The sequence below is a fragment of the Luteibacter sp. HAY1-4A genome, assembly GCF_056755355.1.
In genome coordinates, this window is record NZ_JBNDHZ010000029.1 from 40,395 (window position 1) to 60,235 (window position 19,841).

The window sequence follows — 19,841 nt, forward strand, 5'->3', positions numbered from 1 at the left end:
TTTCATCGATCGGATTCCTCGAAACCTGTTGGCGAAGGCAGGCCGATGTCACGCCAGTGCGCCTGCAGGGCGCGGGTGACGGGGCCGGGCTGCCACGTGCGGGTCGCGAAAACCCGGACCGGGAGAATGCCGCGAACCGCCGACGTGAGGAAGACCTCGTCGGCTTCGGCGAGTCGAGCCGGGTTCAGGCGGACTTCGTCCACGTCGCGTATCGACATCACTTCCGCCCGTGCCACGCCGGCCACGCCGCAGCGATCGACCGGCGGTGTCGCCAGCCGGTCGCCGAACACGGCGAAGAGATTGGCGGCGATGGCACAAACCAGGTGGCCGTCGGTGTCCAGCATCAGGCCTTCGGCGATCCTCGGATCGTCCCATTCGCCGCGCGACATGACCTGCTCGAGACGGTTGAGGTGCTTCATGCCGGCGAACAACGGCTGGACGGCGAGCCGTGTCGTGCAAAGCCGTACCGTGATGCCATCCCTGCCCGCCGCCGGGTCGAGCGCGAGGGGCGACACGGTCACGACAAGCGTCGGGTGCGGAGAGGCCGGAGGCGCGTAGCCTCGCGTGCCGGTGCCACGGGTCAGCGTGATGCGCGCAACGGCATCGTCGAGGCCCACGGACAAACGCGACACTTCATTGCCGACGGCCGCCAAGTCCGGCGGCGAAATGCGCAGACGCTCGCAACCCAGGTGCAGGCGCTCGACATGACGCGGCCACAACGGGGCCTGCCCTTGGAAGACGCGGACGGTTTCGAACAGCCCGTCGCCATAGGTGAAACCGCGATCGGACACGGACACGCGGTCCGCGTCGAGGAAATCCACGGACGTCCGCGACGTCATGCCAGGCCGAACACGCGAAGCAGGCCGCGCGCCTTGGCCCGTGTTTCGTCAAGCTCATGCTCGGGTATCGAGTCGGTGACGATGCCCGCACCCGCGCGCAACGAGACACGCGAGCCTTCGACGGACAGCGTGCGAATGAGGATATTGAGGTCCATGTCGCCGCTGTCGTCGAGGTAGCCGAGCGCGCCGGTATAGGCACCGCGGGCCTCCTGTTCCAGCGCGCCGATGATCTCCATGCAACGCACCTTGGGGCAGCCGGTGATGGTGCCGCCGGGGAACGTGGCGGCGATCACCTGGCCCGGCGTGGTGCCCTCGCGGGCACGGCCACGCACGTTGGACACGATGTGGTGCACGTGCGCATAACTCTCCACCACCATGAATTCGTCGACCGATACACTGCCCGGCACGCATACGCGCCCCAGGTCGTTGCGTTCGAGGTCGATGAGCATCACATGCTCCGCGCGCTCCTTCGGATGGCTGACGAGTTCGCGGACACGCGCGGCATCGTCGTCGCCCGCCACTCTCGGTCGCGTGCCCGCGATCGGCCGGGTCTGGAGCACGCCATCGCGCGACGCCACAAGCCGCTCGGGTGACGAGCTGACCACGGCCCAACCGGCGCGCTGCAACAGCCCGGCGAACGGTGCCGGATTGGCGGCGCGGAGGGCACGCATGAGGGACGCCGGAGCCGGCGCGTCGGTGAAGCGAGCCGTCCAGCGGCGCGAGAGGTTCACCTGGAACACGTCGCCCGCATGCAGGTGTTCGTGCACGCGGCGTACGCCCTCGAGGAAGCGCGACGGATCGTCTTCCTCCACGGCGAACGGCATCGCCAGCGGTAGTTCGGGACTTTCGGCGTCGAGGTCGACGGCAAGGATGTCCAGCCATGCCTCCGCGCCCTCCTCCGCGACGAGCACGGTGCGCTGCTCGACATGGTCGACGATGGCCGCGGCCGGCGCGCGCAGCGCAAAGGCCACGGGCATGGCACCGTCGGACACCGGCAGGCGGAGGCTGGGCTCGATCTGGCCCACCAGTTCATAGGCGAGGTAGACCACCCATCCGCCATGAAATGGAAGACCGTCGTCGACACGGGGGCGGCGACGCGCGGCCCAGGCGGCGTCCAGCAGGTCGAGGAAGGAACCGGGCAACACGTCGCCGCGCTCGTTGCGGGTCACGCCGTCGGCCGAAAGGGTCAGCGATTCCGCGCCTGCGGCGAGGAGGATGTCGAAGCGTGCCTGCGGCGTGCCGGTGACGGCACTGGCGAGCAGCGCCGCATAGCGCTCCGGATACGACGCGGCCGGCGCGAGGAGGTCGCGCCGGCCGGCCAGGGTTCGCGTGACGAATGCCAACGCGTCAGGCGCGACGGAAGACGAGCGTGCCGTTGGTGCCGCCGAAGCCGAACGAATTCGACATGACGACCTGGATGTCGGCCTTCTCCGCCTTGTTCGGCACGAGGTCCATGCCCAGGGCCTCGACTTCCGGATCGACGTTCTCGAGGTTCATCGTCGGCGGAATGATGCCGTCGCGAATGGCGAGGATCGAGAAGATCGCCTCGACGCCGCCGGCGGCACCGAGCAGGTGGCCCGTGACCGACTTCGTGGAGCTCACCGCGAACTTGCCCTTCTGCGTGGCATGGTCCCCGAACACGTTGCGGATGGCCTTGGCTTCGCCAAGGTCGCCGACCGGCGTGGACGTGCCGTGCGCGTTCACGTACTGCACGTCTTCCGCCTTCAGTCCGGCGTCGTGCAGCGCGTTGCGCATGGCCAGCTCGGCACCGTCGCCGCTCGGCGCGGTGATGTGGTACGCGTCGCCGCTCATGCCGAAGCCGATCAGCTCCGCCAGGATGGTGGCACCGCGAGCCTTGGCGAACTCGTATTCCTCGAGCATGAGCATGCCCGCGCCGTTGGACAGCAGGAAGCCATCGCGGCCGATGTCCCACGGACGGCTGGCGTGCGTCGGATCGTCGTTGCGCGTGGACATGGCCTTGGCCGAGCAGAAGCCCGCCATTGCCGTCGGCGTGGTGGCGAACTCGGCACCGCCGGCCAGCATCGCGTCGGCATCGCCGTACTGGATGAGGCGCATGGCCATGCCGATGTTGTGCGCAGCCGTGGTGCATGCCGAGACGAGGGCGATGTTCGGGCCCTTCATGCCGTGGTAGATGGACAGGTTGCCCGCCACCATGTTGATGATGGAACTCGGCACGAAGAACGGCGAGACCTTGCGCGGACCCTTGTCGCGCAGCTCGATCGCGGTGGCCTCGATGGTGTGCAGGCCGCCGATGCCCGCGCCCGCGGCGATGCCGATGCGCCCGGCGTTCTCGTCGGTGATCTTCAGCCCGGACTGACGCAGCGCGTGCGTGCCCGCGACGATTCCGTAGTGGATGAACGGATCCATCCGCTTGAAGTCCTTCGCGATGGAGCGCCTCTCGTCGTCGTCCGCGTCGGACCCGACGAAATAAGCCTCGACCGGATCGAAATCGCGCACCTCGCCGGCAATCTTCGTCGCATAGGCGGTGGCGTCGAAATCGCTGACGGGGCCGATACCGCTGTTGCCTTCCACGACGTTCTTCCACGCGGTGGCGAGATCGTTGCCGACCGGCGAGACGATGCCCATACCGGTCACTACCACACGTCGCTTACTCATGCGTTCTCATCCTTCACTGTTTCGCGCGAACCATACGCGGGCGCAGGTTGCGTTACGCGCAAACGAAAACTGCGCCATGACGGCGCAGCTTCCGTGTCGCTCGGAGATCGACGGGAGGCGGCGCCTCCGATCGACAACCAGTCGCTCGATCAGGCCTTGACGTGAGCCTTGACGTAATCGATCGCCTGCTGGACCGTCGTGATCTTCTCAGCTTCCTCGTCCGGGATCTCGCACTCGAACTCTTCTTCGAGGGCCATCACGAGCTCGACCGTATCCAGAGAATCGGCGCCCAGATCGTCAACGAACGACGCGTTGGTGGTGACTTCTTCTTCCTTGACGCCCAGCTGCTCAACGACGATCTTCTTGACGCGTTCTTCGATGGTGCTCATGTTTGCCTTTGCCTCCCGAGGGAAAATCCGGCGGCATTGTAGTGGCTAAGGACCGTGCCCGCCAGCATGCCGCCATCACGTTGATGACGCCCCACCGGTGACGAGCGGGGCGCGAAATAGCGATTGTCTCTCAAATCCGGGCCGGTGGCGACTGCCTCGCCCGGGGCGCCCTATCAGGGCATGTACATGCCGCCGTTGACATGCAGGGTCTCACCGGTGATGTACCGGGCGGCCGGCGAAGCCAGGAAGGCCACGGCCTCGGCAATGTCGCTGGCCTCGCCCAGGTGGCCCAGGGCAATGCCGGACAGCAGCGCGGTGCGCTGTTCTTCCGGCAGCGCGCGGGTCATGTCGGTATCGATGAACCCCGGCGCCACCACGTTCACGGTGATGCCACGCGATCCGATCTCACGGGCCAGCGATTTCGAGAAGGCGATGATGCCGGCCTTCGCCGCCGCGTAGTTCGCCTGCCCCGGATTGCCGGTAACCCCGACCACGGACGCGATGCTCACGATGCGGCCCTTGCGCGCCTTCATCATGCCGCGCATCACGGCCTTCGACGTGCGGAAGACGGAGGTGAGGTTGGTTTCGATGATGGCGCTCCAGTCCTCCTCCTTCATGCGCATGAGGAGTTGGTCACGCGTAATACCCGCGTTGTTCACGAGGACGGAAATCGCGCCGGTTTCCTTGGCGATGGCGTCGACCAGGCCTTCGATGGCCGAGGCGTCGGTCACGTCGAGCACACGGCCATGGCCGCCATGCGCCGCGAGCCGCTCGCCGATGGCCTTGGCGCCGCTTTCGCTGGTGGCCGTGCCGTAGACCGTGGCACCGCGCGCGGCGAGAAGGTCGGCGATGGCGGCGCCGATGCCACGGCTGGCACCGGTAACGAGGGCGATTTCACCCTGCAGGGATGAGGTCATGAGGATGTCCTGTGGTGAGGGTCAGGCAGCGGCCAGGGCCGCTTCGAGCTCTTCCGGCGTGCCGATGGCCTTGCCGTCGATGGACTTGTCGATGCGCTTGATGAGTCCGCTGAGCACCTTGCCAGGGCCGCATTCCAGCGTCTGGACGATTCCTGCCGCGGCGAGCGCCTGCACGCATTCGGTCCAGCGCACCGGCAGGTAGAGTTGGCGCATCAGCGCGCCGCGAATGTCCTCGATGGAACCATGCACCTTCGCGTCGGCGTTCTGCACCACCGGGATCGACGGCAGCGACCAGTCCAGGGCCGCCATGCGCTCGCCGAGGCGGTCGGCCGCGTCGCGCATCAGCATGCAGTGCGAAGGTACGGAAACGGCAAGCTTCACGGCTTTCTTCACGCCGAGTTCCGCGAGACGCGCCAACGCGCGGTCCACGGCCTCGGCATGGCCGGCGATCACCAGCTGCCCCGGGGAGTTGTAGTTGGCCGGGGACACCACCTGCCCCTGCGCCACTTCTTCGCACACCTGGGCGATCTGGGCGTCGTCGCCCCCCAGGATGGCGGCCATGGCGCCAACGCCCGGAGGCACGGCCGCCTGCATCAGGCGGCCGCGCTCGGCGACGAGGCCGGCGGCATCCTTCAGCGAAATGGCCGAGGCGGCCACCAGGGCGCTGTATTCGCCGAGGCTGTGTCCGGAAAGAAGGGCCGGCATGCGGCCACCCTGCTTCAACCAGACGCGCCAGACGGCGATGCTGGCGGCCAGCAGCGCGGGCTGGGTGTTCTCGGTGCTGTCCAGCAGTTCCTTCGGGCCATCCTGGCTGATCGACCAGAGATCGGCGCCCGCGCCTTCTGAGGCTTCGTCGAAGGTGGCGCGGACTTCCGGATGGACCGCCGCCAGTTCGGTGAGCATGCCGACGGATTGCGATCCCTGGCCGGGGAAAACGAAGGCAAGCGATGAGGTCATGCGAAACGGTTCCGGGACTTCAAACCGCGAATGGTGCCAGCAAGCTCCTGCCATGCGCCACCGTCTGTTTGTGGGAGCCGGCTACGCCGGCGATCCCGCGGCGGCGTGCGAGGCCGCCGGGAGCACCTATCGCCGCTGAAGCGGCTCCCACATTCTCCCCGGTCAGTAGCGCAGCAGCGCCGAGGCCCAGGTAAAGCCGCCACCGAAAGCTTCCAGTAGCAGGTTCTGGCCGCGCTGGACCTTGCCCGAGCGCACGGCGTAATCGAGCGCCAGCGGCACGGACCCGGACGACGTGTTCGCGTGCTTGTCGACGGTGACGATGACGCGGTCCATCGACATGTTCAGCCGCTTCGCGGTTGCTTCGATGATGCGCAGGTTCGCCTGGTGCGGGATCAGCCAGTCGATTTCCTCTTCCTTCATGCCGGCGTCTTGGAGCGTCTCACCCACCAGGGAGTCGAGCGTCTTGACGGCCACCTTGAAGACTTCGCGGCCCAGCATGCTGATGCGCACGCCGTGATTCGGCTCGTCCTTGAAACCGGCCGACACGCCCACCGGGTTGAACAGCAGGTGCTTGAAGCCGCCGTCCGCACGCATGCGGGTGGTGAAGATGCCGGGTTCGTCGGAGGCCTCGAGCACCACGGCGCCCGCGCCGTCGCCGAAGAGCACGCAGCTCTCGCGCTCGGTCCAGTCGACCATGCGGGTGAGCGTCTCGGCACCGATCACCAAGGCCTTCTTGGACTGACCGCTGCGCATGAACGCGTTCGCGATGCCCAGCGCGTAGACGAAGCCCGAGCAGGCGGCGTTGACGTCGAAGGCGGCGCAGCCATTGGCGCCCAGACGATGCTGGACGAGGCACGCGGTGGACGGAAAGATGATGTCGGGCGTGGTGGTGCCGAGCACGATGAGGTCGATCTCGGTGGCCTTCACGCCGGCCGCCTCGAGGGCGCGCTGGGCAGCGAGGAAGGCGAGGTCGCCGGTGGTCTCGCCTTCCGCCGCGATATGGCGTTCGGTGATGCCGGTGCGCGTGCGGATCCACTCGTCGCTCGTGTCGACGATCTTTTCGAGATCGGCGTTGGTCAGCACTTTCTCGGGAAGCGCGCTGCCGGTACCGATGATGCGGGCGTATTTCAGAACCGTATCCCCAATGAGACGGAGGATTCACCCGGGCGACATGACGGGCCCGGGGCCGGAAAAACCATATGCCACAAACGCAAAACGGCGCGTTGCCGCGCCGCCTGCGTTGTGATCGTCCCTGGAAGGGAGATCAGTCCTCGACTTCGACCGCGCCGCGGGTGTCGATGACCTTCTTGCCGCGATAGAAGCCGTCCTTGGTCACGTGGTGACGAAGGTGCACTTCACCGCTGGTCGGATCGGTCGACAGCTGCACGGACTTCAGCGCATCGTGCGAACGACGCATGCCGCGGGTGGACGGGGTCTTGCGGCTCTTGGCAACGGCCATGACAAATCTCCAGCGAAATTACTTTATGAGTCCGCGGAGTGCCGCGAACGGGTTTTCAGATTTTTCCTGCGGGGTCGTGTCGTCCCCGTCGGATCCCAGTACATCGTCGGGCAGTTCGTGGTCCGGATTCACCGGAACCAGTGGCAGCGCCAACAGCAGTTCGTCCTCGATGGTCGCTATCGGATCGAGCTTGCCGTCCTGTTCGACGAGCAACGCTTCGTACCCGGGAGGCAATGAAGCCTCCTCGCTTTCCTCGACGATCAGTCCGAGACGGGCATCGACTTCCACCGGCAGCTGGAATGGTTCCAGCGAGCGCTGACAGATGAGGGTCAACCCGGCCTTCGCGCGTACAGCCACGTAGGCAACACCGAATTCGTCACGGCCGAAATCCAGTTCATAGGTCACGTCGCCCTCGGGAGACGCGACCACTTCACCCAGGCGCGAAAACGCCGAAACGGGAAGTTGACCCTGGAACGAACGCCGCGCACGAACTTCGCGCCAAGCGTCCACGGACGATGGCAATGTCACGGACATAATCGTGAGATGTTAGGCATCAACATGCCTGAAGTCAACCGGTTAGGGGGCGCCGACAGGACTTTCCGACGCTTTTGCGCGGTCCGGCGACTTTCGGGCAGACTGCCCTTCCTGTGCCCCATTGGCGGGCCGGTGCCCATGAAGGGGAAGAGAGCGCGTGTTTTCCTTTGCCTATTATGCACTTGCGGGCACCGTCATCATAGCCTTGGGGCTGTGCGCGTGGACCTTGCGTCATCAACGGTCGCGCCGACGCCACGGGGCCCTGCAAGACCTGATGGACAATGCCGACCGGCTTGAGTCCGATCTCAAGGATTGCCGCGATCGCCTCCAGCGAGCGCACGCCGTCATGTCGGTGAGCCCGGACGTGCCCGCCTCCGGTGAACTGGAAGCCCAGCAGGCGGTGGATTCCGGTCTTCGCGCCCTGCTCCAGCAACGCCTGTGGATCCGCGACCGCGCCCCGGAGGCGAGCCAGAGGGAACTGGACGACGCGGTGGATGCCCTGGTGCGGGCCAGGCACCAGCTCGAACCGCGCCTGCGGGCCCTCGACGACGCGCAGACCGCCCTGGATACCGCCGTGCGCGAGCACATCCACAAGGACTTCTGAACGTGTCACCGCAACCCACCGTCGTACTCGCCTCGACATCGCACTACCGCGCCGCCTTGCTTCGCCGTCTGCTCGATCACTTCGAACAGGCGCCTCCGGGCACCGACGAGGCGCCCTGGCACGACGAAAGCCCGATGGCACGCGCGGCTCGGCTCGCGGAAACCAAGGCCAGGGACGTCGCCGGCCGGTTCCCCGGCGCCGTCATCATCGGGTCGGACCAGGTGGCCGACCTGGAAGGCCGGATACTGGACAAGCCCGGCACCGTGCGGGCGGCGCACGAACAGCTGGCGGCCAGTTCGGGCCGCGACGTCGTCTTCCATACGGCCGTGTGCGTGATCGACCTCCATGGCGACGCGACGACCCATGTCGACGAAACCCGGGTCCGTTTCCGCGAGTTGTCCGCGGAAGACATCGAGCGCTACGTCGAACGCGAACGGCCGCTGGATTGCGCCGGCAGCTTCAAATGCGAAGGCCTGGGCATCGCGCTGTTCGAACGGATCGACAACGAAGACCCCACCGCACTGGTGGGGCTGCCCCTGATCGCGACATCGCGCCTGCTCAGAGCCGCCGGCGTGATGCTCCCGTAACCGGCTCCCACCAAGCTACTTGGCAAGCGACGCCTTGTAGGCGGCCATCCAGACGACGCAATCGTCCGGATGGCCGATGGGGCCACGCGATGCTTTCGCCCTGCCCTCGTACAGCGCGAAGCTGCGGCGCTTGCCGAACGCCTCTACCCGCCCTGCGGGCGCGACGATGTCGACCCGCGCGCAGATCGAACCGAGCCAGTCGCGCGCCTCGACGTCGTGCAGCTTCGACTCGTCGACCACCAGCAGGATCCTGCGCCCCGCATGTTTCGCGAGGCCTGCTTCGTCCAGCTCCCAAGTGGCAAGTTGCGGCGCCCGCCCATGCTTCACGTTCAACGGGCCGTCCAACGAATAGACGGCATGCGACGCACCGAGCGCAAAGCGCAGTTCCGCCGCAAGCATGAAGTTGTCGGCGACGAGGATGGCGTCCGGCCGCGTCGCCAATGCCTCGCGACTTACCGCCGCGCTCTCTCGCCACCCTGTGAAATTCGTAGGGAACGCCTTCACGCCGGCAAGGACGGTGGCACCGTGCGTCGATGCGGCAAGGCCGAGGTAACTCAGGCCGGCGGCGAGCCCCAGACCCGCCAGAACGAAGCCGGCCAGGACCGTGCGGCGCCAGGCGACTCGCGAATCGCGCAGCACCAGCGGCAACCCGACGCACGCCACGAGGTAACCCGGCAACGGCCAATGGGCGCGGAATCGCAGGTCGTCGGCGAACAAACCGAGGACGAAGTACGCCACGACGAACGTGCCGCCGATAACCGCGATCGCATCCAGGGGTGGCTCGGCACGGCGACGCCATGCGCGCGCCATCGCCCAAAGCAGCGCCGCCCAGGCGAGCGGCGTGCACGCCACGGCCTGTTCCAGTGGTTGCACGAGGGCATCCGCATGAAATCGCCAGGGATTGCGATCGACCAGTTGGAAAGCGAGGCCTGCTCCATGCGCGCCCACGTTGTAGAGGACGATGGGCAACAGCCCGAGCGCGGCGACGCCCATCGCGATCCACAGACCGGGGCGCCGCCACTGCAGGCGTCCGCGTGGCGTAAGCAAAAGGAAAAGCAGGCCGCCCAGCATCGGCATCGCCGCGCGGTAATGCGTCATCCAGGCGATGGCGAGGCCAAGGCCCAGCAGGAGCGACCCATCGAAGCGATCGGTGTCGAGCGCGATCAGCAGGCCGTGCAGTGCGAGGAGCGTGGCGAAGGTGAGCGGTACGTCGGGCAGCGCGAGCACGCCAAGGCTGCCCGCCAGAGGCAGAAGCGCCGCGAACGTGGCCGCCTGCCAGCGCGCCGGCTCGCCACCGTAGCGCGCGGCCATCGCGCCCACCTGCCAGGGAAGCATGGCGCCGATGAGCAGGAACGGCAGGCGCATGGGCAGCAGGCCGTGGCCGAACACGGCCTCCGACGCGGCGATGAGCCAGGCCGTGAGTGGCGGGAGGTCGCTGTAGCCCCATGCGGGAGCGAGGCTTTCCTGCCAATAGAACGCCTCGTCACCGAAAGGCGACAACGTGCACGCTATCACCAGCTTCGCGACGCACGAAGCGACGAACACGGCGAGAAAGATGCCTCGCCACGATCGCGCAGGCACGGCTACACTCGAACGCTCACTCATCGCTATCGCCAGGCCGGGGGGCAGACGCATCGATCATGTCCGCGATAAATCCGTTACACGATGAAATGCTGCGGCACCGCCTCGACGCCGCCCTGGCCCAGGTCAATGGCGTGTTGTTGGGCAAGCCCCGCCAGGTGAAGCTGGCCTTTACCTGTCTCATCGCCGGCGGGCACCTGCTGCTGGAGGACGTGCCCGGCGTGGGCAAGACCACGCTGGCGCATGCGTTGGCCGCTACCTTCGATCTCGAATTCCAGCGCATCCAGTTCACCAGTGACCTCCTGCCGTCCGACATTATCGGGGTCAGCGTCTACGAGCGCGAGACGGGGGAGTTCCGCTTCCATCCCGGCCCCATCTTCACCAGCCTGCTGCTCGCCGACGAGATCAACCGCGCCACGCCAAAGTCGCAGAGCGCGCTCCTCGAGGCGATGGCCGAGGGACAGACCACGGTGGACGGTGTCACCCGGGAACTGCCCAAGCCATTCTTCGTCGTGGCGACACAGAATCCGCTCGACCTTGCGGGCACGTTCCCGCTTCCCGATTCGCAGCTCGACCGCTTCATGCTCAGGCTGAGCCTGGACTACCCGGACCCCGCCGCCGAACGCGCCCTGCTCACCGGGGAAGACCGCCGCGACATGATGGCCTCACTGACGCCGCGCCTCGACATGGCGGCCATCGGCCAATTGCACGCGGCGGCCCAGGCGGTGAAGGCGAGCGGCACCCTGCTCGACTACCTGCAGGCCCTGCTGAGCGCCAGCCGCAAGCACAACGACGTGCGTGTGGGGCTGTCGCCGCGCGCCGGTCTCGCCTTGCTCGCGGCGGCGCGTGCGTGGGCCCTGGTGAGCAGTCGCGACTACGTCATTCCGGAAGATCTGCAGACGGTGTTCGTGCCTGCCGCCGCCCATCGCCTCGTGCCCGCGCGGGGTAGCCATCGCGAGGCCATCGCGCGCGCCATCCTCGCCGAGACCGCGGTGCCCTGATGCTGCCGCAGGTCCAGCGGGTGGTCGCCTGGGCGGAGCGTCGCCTGCCATCGCTGACCCGGCTCCGCCAACCGGAGCCGCTGCCCATCCTGCTGCACCGGCGCCGCATCTATATCGTGCCGACCGGATTCGGCATGGGCTTTTCGGTGTTGCTCGCCGTGATGCTCGTCGGGGCGCTGAATTACGCGAACAACGCCGCGCTGATGCTGACCTGTCTGCTCGGCGCGGCGGCGTCGGGAAGCATGCTGGTGGCTTTCCGCGTGCTCAACGGCCTCACCATCGGCGGCGTGCGCACCGGCACCGCGCGTGCGGGCGAGGCCATCCATGTGTCGATCGACGTTGCCGCCAGCCAGCGCAAACGCATGGCGGTGCGGCTCGACGTCGCCGGTCGCGAATTCGCGTTCGGCGTTCCCGACGGTGGCACCGTGACGGTGGAATTCGAACTGCCCACCGAATTCCGCGGCTGGCTCGCCTTGCCGCGCATGCGCATGCACAGCCGGTGGCCCTTCGGCCTCTTCAGGGTCTGGAGCTGGCTGCGTCCCGACCGCAACGTGCTGGTCTATCCGCGCCCGGAGGCGCTCGGTCCGAAACCGTTCGAGCCCCGCGGCGACACGGATCGCGGACGTCCGCGCCCTGGCGACGAACCGGCGTCGTTGCGCGAGTACCGTCCTGGCGATCCCCGCCGGCAGATCGCCTGGAAACTCAGCGCACGCCACCATGGCCTGCTGGTGAAGGATCTCGAACAACCGGCGCCGCAAGAAGACTGGCGCCTGGACTGGGACGGCGTGCACGGCCTCGATGACGAGTCGCGCATCGCCCGGCTCGCGCGCTGGATCGACGAAGCACGCGATACCGGACGTCGCTGGAGCCTGCGTCTTCCCGACGCCTATTTCGACGTGGCGCAGGGCGACGAGCACTATCACCGTTGCATGACCGCCCTGGCGCTGCGGCCATGACCGGCTTCCGTCCGTCGCTCCGGCGCGCACCGACGAGCGATCCCGTGCTTGGCAGGCGTTCGTTCGACCTGCTGTGCCTCACCATGGGATTCGTGCTGCTGGTGCATGCGTTCCACCTGCCGATCTGGCTCACCGGGGCACTCTCGGTCATCCTTGCCGCGCGGTGGCGGCAGCGGCGCACCGGAGGCCGTAGCGCGCCCGTGTGGATCAAGCTGCCGCTGATCGGCCTGCTGCTCGGCGCCATCATCATGCAGAACGGCACGCTTTTCGGACGCGAGCCAGGCAGCGCCTTCGCGGTAGGCCTGCTCGTGCTCAAGCTGCTCGAGAGCGAACACCGGCGCGACGCGCGCGTCGGCATCGCCTTCGCCTGCTTCGCCCTCATGAGCGCGCTGCTTTTCGACCAGGGGCTGGTCGCAAGCTTTTTCGTTTGCCTGGGCATCGTGCCGGCACTGGCCACACTGCGCTCGCTCGAGGAGATCGAGCCGCAGACCACGACGTGGGCGGGCGAATTCAAACCCGTGCTGCTCGCCCTCCTCGCCGCAGTGCCGCTGTCGCTGTTCGCCTTCTTGTTCGTGCCACGCCTCAGCACGCCGCTATGGGGAACGCCGCAGAATGCCGCGGCCACCACCGGACTTTCGAATCGTCTCGCGCCCGGCGACATGATGGAGTTGATGACCGACGACACCCCGGCGCTTCGCGTGACCTTCGCCGGGCCGCCACCGCCAAACGAATTGCGGTACTTCCGCGCATTCACCATGCAGTCGTTCGACGGAAAAGCCTGGGCGCCGGGTTTCCGCAACATGGGCCGTTCGCCCGCGCCGGCCGAATACGGTGGCCAGACGGCCTACGAGGTGTCGATCGAACCCACGCACGACCGGGTCGTGCCCATGCTCGACCTGCCCATGGCTGCACCGCCCGAGACGGTCATGCATGCCGATCACACCGTGCTGGCACGGAAGCGCATCGACGAGGTCACATCCTTCGCCGGGCTTGCCGCCACGCGTTACCGGCTCGAGGCGACCCTGGGCGAGGCCACCCGGACGGAAAACCTGCTTTTGCCGGCCGGGGTAGGCCCGCGCGCACGGGCCCTCGCCTCATCCTGGGCACAGCGTTACGGGGAGGATCGCGAGGCCATCGCCCGTGCCGCCCTGGCCATGTTCCACGCCGATTTTTCTTACACGCTCGCTGCCGCGCCACTGGGCCGCGACCGCATCGACGATTTCCTCTTCGGCACGCGCGAGGGCTACTGCGAGCACTTTGCGTCCGCCTTTACCTTCCTCATGCGCGCGGCCGGCCTGCCCGCCCGCGTCGTCACCGGCTACCAGGGCGGCTACTGGAACGCCAATGCACAGTACCTCCTGGTGCGGCGCGCGGACGCGCACGCCTGGTCGGAGGTATGGCTCGAGGGTCGGGGGTGGGTCCGCTTCGATCCGACGGCCGCGGTGCGCCCGGAGCGCGTGCAGCTCGGTGCCGCCGCCGCGAACGCGGGACATGGCGGCGGCGATGGCCTCTTCGACATGGCCTGGCTGCGCAACCTCCGCGACCGCTGGGACGTGGTCAACCAATGGTGGAACCGGGGCGTTATCGGTTTCGACGCGCTACGTCAGCAAGGACTGCTGCAACCGTTCGGCGTCGCGCGCGCCGAGGCGGCGGACCTGGTCGCGATCTTCGCCGTCGGCTGCGCCTTGCTGATCGCCGTGGCGCTGGGTTGGGCCCTGTTCCAGCCGCGCGAGGGCGATGCGCTGGACGTATCGATGCGCAGGCTCCAGCGGAAGCTGGCAAGAGCGGGTGTCGCGCGAAGGACGGGTGAAGGTCCAAGGCATTTCCTTGCACGCGCCGGACGCGCCTTGCCCACGCAGAGAAATGCATTGGAAAGGTTGAGCGAGCTTTACTTGCGGTCGCGCTACGGGCATGACGAACCGCCGCCTGAATCGGTCATCCGGTTTCGGCGCGAGGTGAAGGAATTCAAGGCGCGCCGCGTGGTCAAATAAGGGCATGGTATCGGCCGTGCCCGGTATTCAGGAGACGTGACATGTCCATGTACAAACCGCTGGCCATCGCCGCGGCGACTCTCGCACTCGGCGCCTGCGCCACGGTGCCCCAGCCGTTGCAGGGCCAGTTCAACGACGTATCCACGGCCGGTGCCCAGCAGGGCGGCGCGCCGGGCGCCAAGGTGCGTTGGGGCGGCGAGATCATCAAGACCGAGCCGGGCCCGCAGCAAACCTGCTTCTTCGTACTGTCCGAACCGCTCGACGATCAGGCACGGCCCACGGCCGGCAAGAACGAGAGCCAGGGCCGCTTCGTGGCCTGCCGCGACGGTTTCTACGATCCGGAGGTCTTCGTCCGCGGTCGCGAGATCACCGTGACCGGCACGCTGCACGGCGCCGTCACGCAGAAGGTCGGCGACTTCGATTACGCCTACCCGCGCGTCGAGGCCGACGTGGTGTACCTGTGGCCCAAGCGCGTTCCGGTGAACCGCTACCCGCCAGGTTTCTACGACCCGTTCTGGGGCCCGGGCTGGGGTCCGGGCTGGGGCCCGTACGGTTACGGTCCTTGGGGCGACCCGTTCTGGTACCGCCCGCGCACGGTCATCGTGCGGCCGGTCCACGTAGCACCCCCGCCCCGCAAGTGACCCACGAAAAAGCCGGCTGTCAAAAGCCGGCTTTTTTTGTCCATCGCGCATGGCTTACATGGATACTCAAGTTTCAACACCGGGCGGATACTTGGGGCAGGATATTGCGCTACCCATCCGCCCCGACCATCGGATATCCGTCATCGACGTGCTGCGCGGCGTGGCACTCTTCGGGGTGCTCTCGGTCAACCTGATCACCGAGTTCCGTGTTTCGTTGTTTCAGCAGTTTCTGCCGCCGACCATGGAAGGATCCCGCTTGGATCGTATGGTCGATGCGGTGGTCGGCATTGGTATGGAATCGAAGGCGTTTGCCCTGTTCTCCCTATTGTTTGGCATTGGCCTTGCCATTCAGTTCGAGAGGCTCGCTGCCAAAGCACAGCGCCTATCGCTGCTGGTCCGACGACTGCTTGCTCTGCTTGGATTTGGCGTCCTGCATCTGTGCTTCATCTGGAATGGCGACATCCTCACGGAGTACGCGCTGATAGGGTTGATAGCCCTGCCATTCCTATATGCCTCGAATCGCGTCCTCGTCGCCGCCTGTGCAGTGGCCATGCTGGCTTATGCCGTCATGCCATGGTGGCTTCCCGACAGTTTCCTTGGACCCGACGAGGCGGCACTTCGACAATACGTCCGGGTTGCTACGTTGGTCTATTCGAGTGGAACCTGGAGCGAAGTCGTCCGCTTCAACCTCGCCGAAATACCTCGCATTGCTCCGCTCCACGTATTGGTGGCCCCGCGGACGTTCGCGTTGTTTTTGCTTGGCGTGTTCGCTTGGCGGAGCGGTGTGTTCCGCAATCCCGAGAGGCATCGCCGTGTATTCATCGGTGCCGCCGTGTTCGGCCTCGTCCTTGGCGCAGGTATAGGCCTGTTGGAGTTACCTGATGCAGGATCTTCCTGGCGAGTTTTGGCGCCCGTCGTCTCCGCTCTGATCACGCTGGGCCCGGTCGTGCTCGCCATCGGCTATGGAGCCGCCTGCGTAGCCCTTTACACGTTCACCAGGGCCGATCACCTGCTGAGCGTGCTTGGCCCCCTGGGTCGAATGGCCTTCAGCAACTATCTGGCCCAGTCCCTGATTTTCGGTTGGATATTCTTCGGGTACGGACTAGGCCTGTTTGGCTGTCTGAGTCCATCGCAAGCCATGTGGCTTGGGATGGCCGTTTACCTTGGTCAAGTCTTTGTCAGCCATTGGTGGCTGAAGCGGTATCGGTTCGGCCCGATGGAATGGTTATGGCGAACGCTGATGTATGGCGTTCGCCAACCTTGGCGGATCAGGACCCCCTAACGGGTCCATGCATCGTGCTGACGCTCGGCCGCGACCCTCAGCCCGGCGGCCAGTGCATCTGGCGCCCGGCCAGGAGGTGGACATGGATGTGGAACACGGTCTGTCCGCCGTGGGTGTTGGTGTTGATCACCGTGCGATAGCCGTCCTTCGCTAAACCCTGTTTCCGCGCGTACTCCGCGGCGGCCAACAGCAGCTTGCCGAGCAGTTCGGCATCGCCGGCAACGGCATCGTCCAGCGTGGCGATGGGCCGCTTCGGAATGAACAGCACATGCACCGGCGCCTGCGGGTTGAGGTCGCGAAAGGCCAGCACGTCGTCGTCCTCGTAGACGATGTCGGCCGGAATCTCGCGGCGAACGATCTTGGCGAAAATCGTATCGGTCATCCTGGGGTCCTCAAAAGATCAGCCAAGCGACTGCCGGCTTCCGAAAGCATGGGCGAGCGTGCCGCGGTCGACGAACTCCAGTTCGCCGCCCAATGGCACGCCGTGGGCAAGCCGTGTGGCGCGGATGCCCGCGGCCTTGGCAAGCTGGCCGATGTAATGGGCGGTGGCTTCGCCTTCGACCGTGGGATTGGTCGCGATGATCATTTCCTCAACGTCACCTTCCCCGAGCCGCTCCGCCAGGAGGGGCAGACCCAGTTCGTCCGGGCCAAGGCCGTCGAGCGGCGACAGCCTGCCCAGCAGCACGAAGTAGTGGCCACGGTACCCCGTGGCCTGCTCGATGGCGGCGAGGTCGGACGGCGACTCCACCACGCACAGCACCTGCCGGTCGCGACTGGCGCTTGCGCACAGCGAGCACACCGCCGTTTCGCTGAAATTCCGGCAGCGCGTGCAGTTGCCGACGTCGCGCATGGCCGATTCCAGCGCCGACGCCAGGCGCAAGCCACCCTGCCTTTCGCGTTCCAGCAGGTGGAAGGCCATGCGCTGCGCACTCTTCGCGCCCACACCCGGCAGGCAGCGCAGTGCGTCGATCAGTTCGCCGAGGAGGCGGGAGCCGTTGCTCATCGTGGACGACGGCCGTTCGTCAGAACGGCATCTTGAAACCGGGCGGGAGGTTGAGCCCGGCCGTGACGCCGCCGAGGCGCGTGCGGCTGAGTTCGGCGATCTTGTTCACGGCATCGTTCACGGCGGCGGCCACGAGGTCTTCGGCCATCTCCGGATCGTCCGCGAAGGCCTGGCGGTCGATGTGCACCGAGCGCACTTCGTGGCCGCCCGTCATCGTGACGGTCACGAGGCCACCGCCGGCGCTGCCGGTGATCTCCGTCTTGGCGAGTTCGTCCTGCGCACGCTTCATCTCGTCCTGCATGCGCTGGGCCTGCTGCATCAGCTGACCGATTTGACCTTTCACGTTCCTGGCTCCACGGGTTTGATCGATTGCGGGATGACGCGTGCGTCGAATTCGCGCTTGAGCGTCTGTACGAGCGGATCGGCTTCCATCGAGGCCTCCGCGTTGGCCTGCGCGTCGCTCGCTGCCTGCGCCCTGCGCTCGGCCGGCGTGCCCAGGTTGCCCCGGTCGGCGACGAAGCGGAAACGGATACGGCGGCCGAGGGCCTGCGAGACCTTTTCTTCCATCTGGCTGGTGAGCGGTTCGACCGCGAGGTGCATGTGCGATGGCGTGAGCGCCAGCACCATGGTCTCTCCGTCGATCTCCCGCAACGAGCAGTTCTGCGCCAGCTGCCCGATGGGGCCGCGCAGGTTCGCGCGCTCGACCACGTCGTGCCAGTCGGGCAAGCCGTTGGCACCGACGGCGATGGACCGAGGCGGGGCGGCGGGTGCCGGGCCCGGCGCGGGTGGCGCCGCCTGGGCAGGCGCCGGCCGCGGGGCTGGCGCGGCCGACTCGGTTTGTGGGAGCCGCTTCAGCGGCGATCCCGCGGCAGCGGGCCCATTCGACGCAGCTGCGGCCACCGGACGCGGCGCCGACGCGCCCTGCCCGGCTTCCGCGGGACGGAAGGCATGCATGCGCAACAGCACCATTTCGAAGCCGATACGGGCGTCGGGGGCCAACGGGAGTTCACGCCGGCCACTGGTGGCGATCTGGTAGTAGAGCTGCACGTCTTCCGGAGCAAGGCGGGCGGCCAGGTCGGCAAGGCCTTCGTCGGCCTCTTCGCCCCGGTATCCCGGCACCAGCTGGATCAACTGCACGCGATGCAGCACGGTGGCGAGGTCGTCGAGCACGCCGCCGAAGTCCGGCGAGAACGAGGCGATGCGGTCGGATTCCGCCATGAGCGCCGCACCGTCGCCGGCGGCCAGGGCCTCCAGCACGCCCAGCACCTGTCCGCGCTCCACGCTGCCGAGCATGGCACGCACGTCGGCAGCGCGCAGCGCACCGCCGCCGTAGGCAATGGCCTGGTCGAGGAGCGACAGGCCGTCGCGCAACGAACCGTCGGCACCATGCGCGAGCGCGACGATCGCCTCGTCTTCGTATTCGATGGCTTCCGCGCCGAGAATGTGACGCATCTGTCCGGAGATCTGCTCGGGCAGCAGGCGCTTCAGGTTGAACTTGAGGCAGCGCGACAGCACCGTCACCGGCAGCTTCTGCGGGTCGGTGGTGGCGAGCAGGAACTTCACGTGCGGCGGCGGCTCTTCCAGCGTCTTCAGCAACGCATTGAAGGCCGGCTTGGAAAGCATGTGCACCTCGTCGACGAGGTACACCTTGAAGCGGCCCCGCGACGGCGCGTACTGCGCGTTCTCGATCACCTCGCGCACGTCGTCGACACCGGTGTTGCTGGCCGCGTCGATTTCCAGCAGGTCGACGAAGCGCCCGGCGTCCACGGCGGTGCAGACCGCGCACTCGCCGCACGGATCGGCCGATTCACCGCGCTCGCAATTGAGCGACTTGGCGAAGATGCGCGCGATGGTGGTCTTGCCGACACCACGCGTACCGGTGAAGAGGTAGGCATGATGCATGCGCCCGGAGTCGAGCGCGTTGGTGAGCGCGCGGACCACGTGCTCCTGGCCCACCAGTTCGGCGAACTTGCGGGGGCGCCATTTGCGTGCGAGGACCTGATAGGACATGCGTAGTACCTTGGGACGACAGTGGATTGTGCCAAGGACCGGGGGGTCGTGAAAGCGCGCCCCGAAAAGGCGATGACCCTGCCAGCCACACCCCGGCACCCGAATCGTCCGCTACCGTTGCTTCCTTCCGGACCTGGCGGAGTTTACGGTCTATCGTCGCGGGGGGACCGACAGGGTCACCATAAAGACAAACTGGCGGAGAGGGCGGGATTCGAACCCGCGATACGCTATTAACGTATACACACTTTCCAGGCGTGCTCCTTAAACCACTCGGACACCTCTCCGCACCGGTACAACTCCTTTCCCGGCGTCCTGTCCGGCAAAGAAGCGGAAGGATAACCGGGAGCAGGCCCGCTAAACAAGCGTCGATTCGCTGTGGGAGCCGCTTCAGCGGCGATCCGCGGCAGCGGGCCCGACTGCCGCAAGCACCCATCCTGTCTCTTATACACATCT

Annotated in this window: 21 protein-coding genes, 1 tRNA gene and 1 other RNA gene; 7 read left to right on the plus strand and 16 right to left on the minus strand. The window is 66.8% G+C overall.

From position 1 onward, the window contains the following. Positions 1–2: 2 nt before the first annotated feature. The 9 genes from pabC to ACPYOD_RS11510 all read right to left on the minus strand — a co-directional run bounded on the left by pabC (position 3) and on the right by ACPYOD_RS11510 (position 7,732). Positions 3–839: an aminodeoxychorismate lyase gene (gene pabC, locus ACPYOD_RS11470; protein ID WP_481301862.1), complete on the minus strand. Its 837-nt coding sequence runs from the start codon at positions 837–839 to the stop codon at positions 3–5. Further along, entirely contained in the window at positions 836–2,182 is a 1,347-nt protein-coding gene (locus tag ACPYOD_RS11475; protein ID WP_481301863.1) for an aminodeoxychorismate synthase component I, read from the minus strand. Before ACPYOD_RS11475 ends, pabC begins: the two co-directional genes overlap by 4 nt. Before the next feature lie 4 nt (positions 2,183–2,186). Then, entirely contained in the window at positions 2,187–3,476 is a 1,290-nt protein-coding gene (gene fabF / locus ACPYOD_RS11480) for a beta-ketoacyl-ACP synthase II (RefSeq protein WP_481301864.1), read from the minus strand. Between the two features lie 149 nt (positions 3,477–3,625). Beyond that, a complete protein-coding gene (gene acpP, locus ACPYOD_RS11485; RefSeq protein ID WP_072321351.1) occupies positions 3,626–3,865 on the minus strand; it encodes an acyl carrier protein in 240 nt (79 codons plus the stop codon). A 173-nt stretch (positions 3,866–4,038) separates the two neighbouring features. Next, positions 4,039–4,782 (minus strand): 3-oxoacyl-ACP reductase FabG, encoded by a 744-nt coding sequence (gene fabG, locus ACPYOD_RS11490; protein ID WP_481301865.1) that lies wholly within the window; start codon positions 4,780–4,782, stop codon positions 4,039–4,041. Positions 4,783–4,803: 21 nt separating this feature from the next. Beyond that, positions 4,804–5,739, minus strand: a complete 936-nt coding sequence (gene fabD, locus ACPYOD_RS11495; protein WP_481301866.1) for an ACP S-malonyltransferase — start codon at positions 5,737–5,739, stop codon at positions 4,804–4,806. Between the two features lie 162 nt (positions 5,740–5,901). Next, positions 5,902–6,870: a beta-ketoacyl-ACP synthase III gene (locus ACPYOD_RS11500; protein WP_481301882.1), complete on the minus strand. Its 969-nt coding sequence runs from the start codon at positions 6,868–6,870 to the stop codon at positions 5,902–5,904. A 133-nt stretch (positions 6,871–7,003) separates the two neighbouring features. Next, on the minus strand, positions 7,004–7,198 hold the full coding sequence (rpmF, locus tag ACPYOD_RS11505) for a 50S ribosomal protein L32 (protein WP_090054210.1): 195 nt from the start codon (positions 7,196–7,198) through the stop codon (positions 7,004–7,006). 18 nt (positions 7,199–7,216) lie between these two features. Beyond that, on the minus strand, positions 7,217–7,732 hold the full coding sequence (locus tag ACPYOD_RS11510; protein WP_481301867.1) for a YceD family protein: 516 nt from the start codon (positions 7,730–7,732) through the stop codon (positions 7,217–7,219). Positions 7,733–8,006: 274 nt separating this feature from the next. Here ACPYOD_RS11510 and ACPYOD_RS11515 point away from each other — a divergent pair, with 274 nt between their 5' ends. Then, complete coding sequence (locus tag ACPYOD_RS11515; protein WP_481301868.1) at positions 8,007–8,336, plus strand: hypothetical protein; 330 nt, start codon at positions 8,007–8,009, stop codon at positions 8,334–8,336. Between the two features lie 2 nt (positions 8,337–8,338). Continuing rightward, entirely contained in the window at positions 8,339–8,923 is a 585-nt protein-coding gene (locus tag ACPYOD_RS11520; RefSeq protein WP_481301869.1) for a Maf family protein, read from the plus strand. A 15-nt stretch (positions 8,924–8,938) separates the two neighbouring features. Here ACPYOD_RS11520 and ACPYOD_RS11525 read toward each other — a convergent pair whose 3' ends face one another. Beyond that, positions 8,939–10,558 carry an ArnT family glycosyltransferase gene (locus ACPYOD_RS11525; RefSeq protein WP_481301870.1) on the minus strand — a complete coding sequence of 540 codons (1,620 nt, stop codon included), beginning with the start codon at positions 10,556–10,558 and terminating at the stop codon, positions 8,939–8,941. A gap of 5 nt (positions 10,559–10,563) precedes the next feature. Here ACPYOD_RS11525 and ACPYOD_RS11530 point away from each other — a divergent pair, with 5 nt between their 5' ends. From ACPYOD_RS11530 to ACPYOD_RS11550, 5 genes are read left to right on the plus strand one after another with little or no spacing between them, the layout of a single operon-like run. Next, positions 10,564–11,505 (plus strand): AAA family ATPase, encoded by a 942-nt coding sequence (locus ACPYOD_RS11530; RefSeq protein ID WP_481301871.1) that lies wholly within the window; start codon positions 10,564–10,566, stop codon positions 11,503–11,505. Beyond that, a complete protein-coding gene (locus tag ACPYOD_RS11535) occupies positions 11,505–12,461 on the plus strand; it encodes a DUF58 domain-containing protein (protein WP_481301872.1) in 957 nt (318 codons plus the stop codon). The genes ACPYOD_RS11530 and ACPYOD_RS11535 overlap by 1 nt, the downstream gene beginning before the upstream one ends. Next, positions 12,458–14,452 (plus strand): transglutaminase TgpA family protein, encoded by a 1,995-nt coding sequence (locus ACPYOD_RS11540; RefSeq protein ID WP_481301873.1) that lies wholly within the window; start codon positions 12,458–12,460, stop codon positions 14,450–14,452. Before ACPYOD_RS11535 ends, ACPYOD_RS11540 begins: the two co-directional genes overlap by 4 nt. Before the next feature lie 41 nt (positions 14,453–14,493). Beyond that, positions 14,494–15,093 carry a Slp family lipoprotein gene (locus tag ACPYOD_RS11545; RefSeq protein WP_481301874.1) on the plus strand — a complete coding sequence of 200 codons (600 nt, stop codon included), beginning with the start codon at positions 14,494–14,496 and terminating at the stop codon, positions 15,091–15,093. A gap of 58 nt (positions 15,094–15,151) precedes the next feature. Further along, positions 15,152–16,375: a DUF418 domain-containing protein gene (locus ACPYOD_RS11550; RefSeq protein WP_481301875.1), complete on the plus strand. Its 1,224-nt coding sequence runs from the start codon at positions 15,152–15,154 to the stop codon at positions 16,373–16,375. Between the two features lie 37 nt (positions 16,376–16,412). Here ACPYOD_RS11550 and ACPYOD_RS11555 read toward each other — a convergent pair whose 3' ends face one another. The 6 genes from ACPYOD_RS11555 to ACPYOD_RS11580 all read right to left on the minus strand — a co-directional run bounded on the left by ACPYOD_RS11555 (position 16,413) and on the right by ACPYOD_RS11580 (position 19,672). Continuing rightward, positions 16,413–16,757, minus strand: a complete 345-nt coding sequence (locus tag ACPYOD_RS11555; protein ID WP_481301876.1) for a histidine triad nucleotide-binding protein — start codon at positions 16,755–16,757, stop codon at positions 16,413–16,415. 18 nt (positions 16,758–16,775) lie between these two features. Continuing rightward, on the minus strand, positions 16,776–17,378 hold the full coding sequence (recR, locus tag ACPYOD_RS11560) for a recombination mediator RecR (RefSeq protein WP_481301877.1): 603 nt from the start codon (positions 17,376–17,378) through the stop codon (positions 16,776–16,778). Positions 17,379–17,397: 19 nt separating this feature from the next. Further along, positions 17,398–17,721, minus strand: a complete 324-nt coding sequence (locus ACPYOD_RS11565) for a YbaB/EbfC family nucleoid-associated protein (protein ID WP_167127946.1) — start codon at positions 17,719–17,721, stop codon at positions 17,398–17,400. Beyond that, on the minus strand, positions 17,718–19,388 hold the full coding sequence (gene dnaX / locus ACPYOD_RS11570; RefSeq protein WP_481301878.1) for a DNA polymerase III subunit gamma/tau: 1,671 nt from the start codon (positions 19,386–19,388) through the stop codon (positions 17,718–17,720). The genes ACPYOD_RS11565 and dnaX overlap by 4 nt, the downstream gene beginning before the upstream one ends. A gap of 76 nt (positions 19,389–19,464) precedes the next feature. Beyond that, positions 19,465–19,561, minus strand: an RNA gene (gene ffs / locus ACPYOD_RS11575) — signal recognition particle sRNA small type. A 20-nt stretch (positions 19,562–19,581) separates the two neighbouring features. After that, positions 19,582–19,672 (minus strand) — tRNA-Ser (locus ACPYOD_RS11580). Between the last annotated feature and the right edge of the window lie 169 nt (positions 19,673–19,841).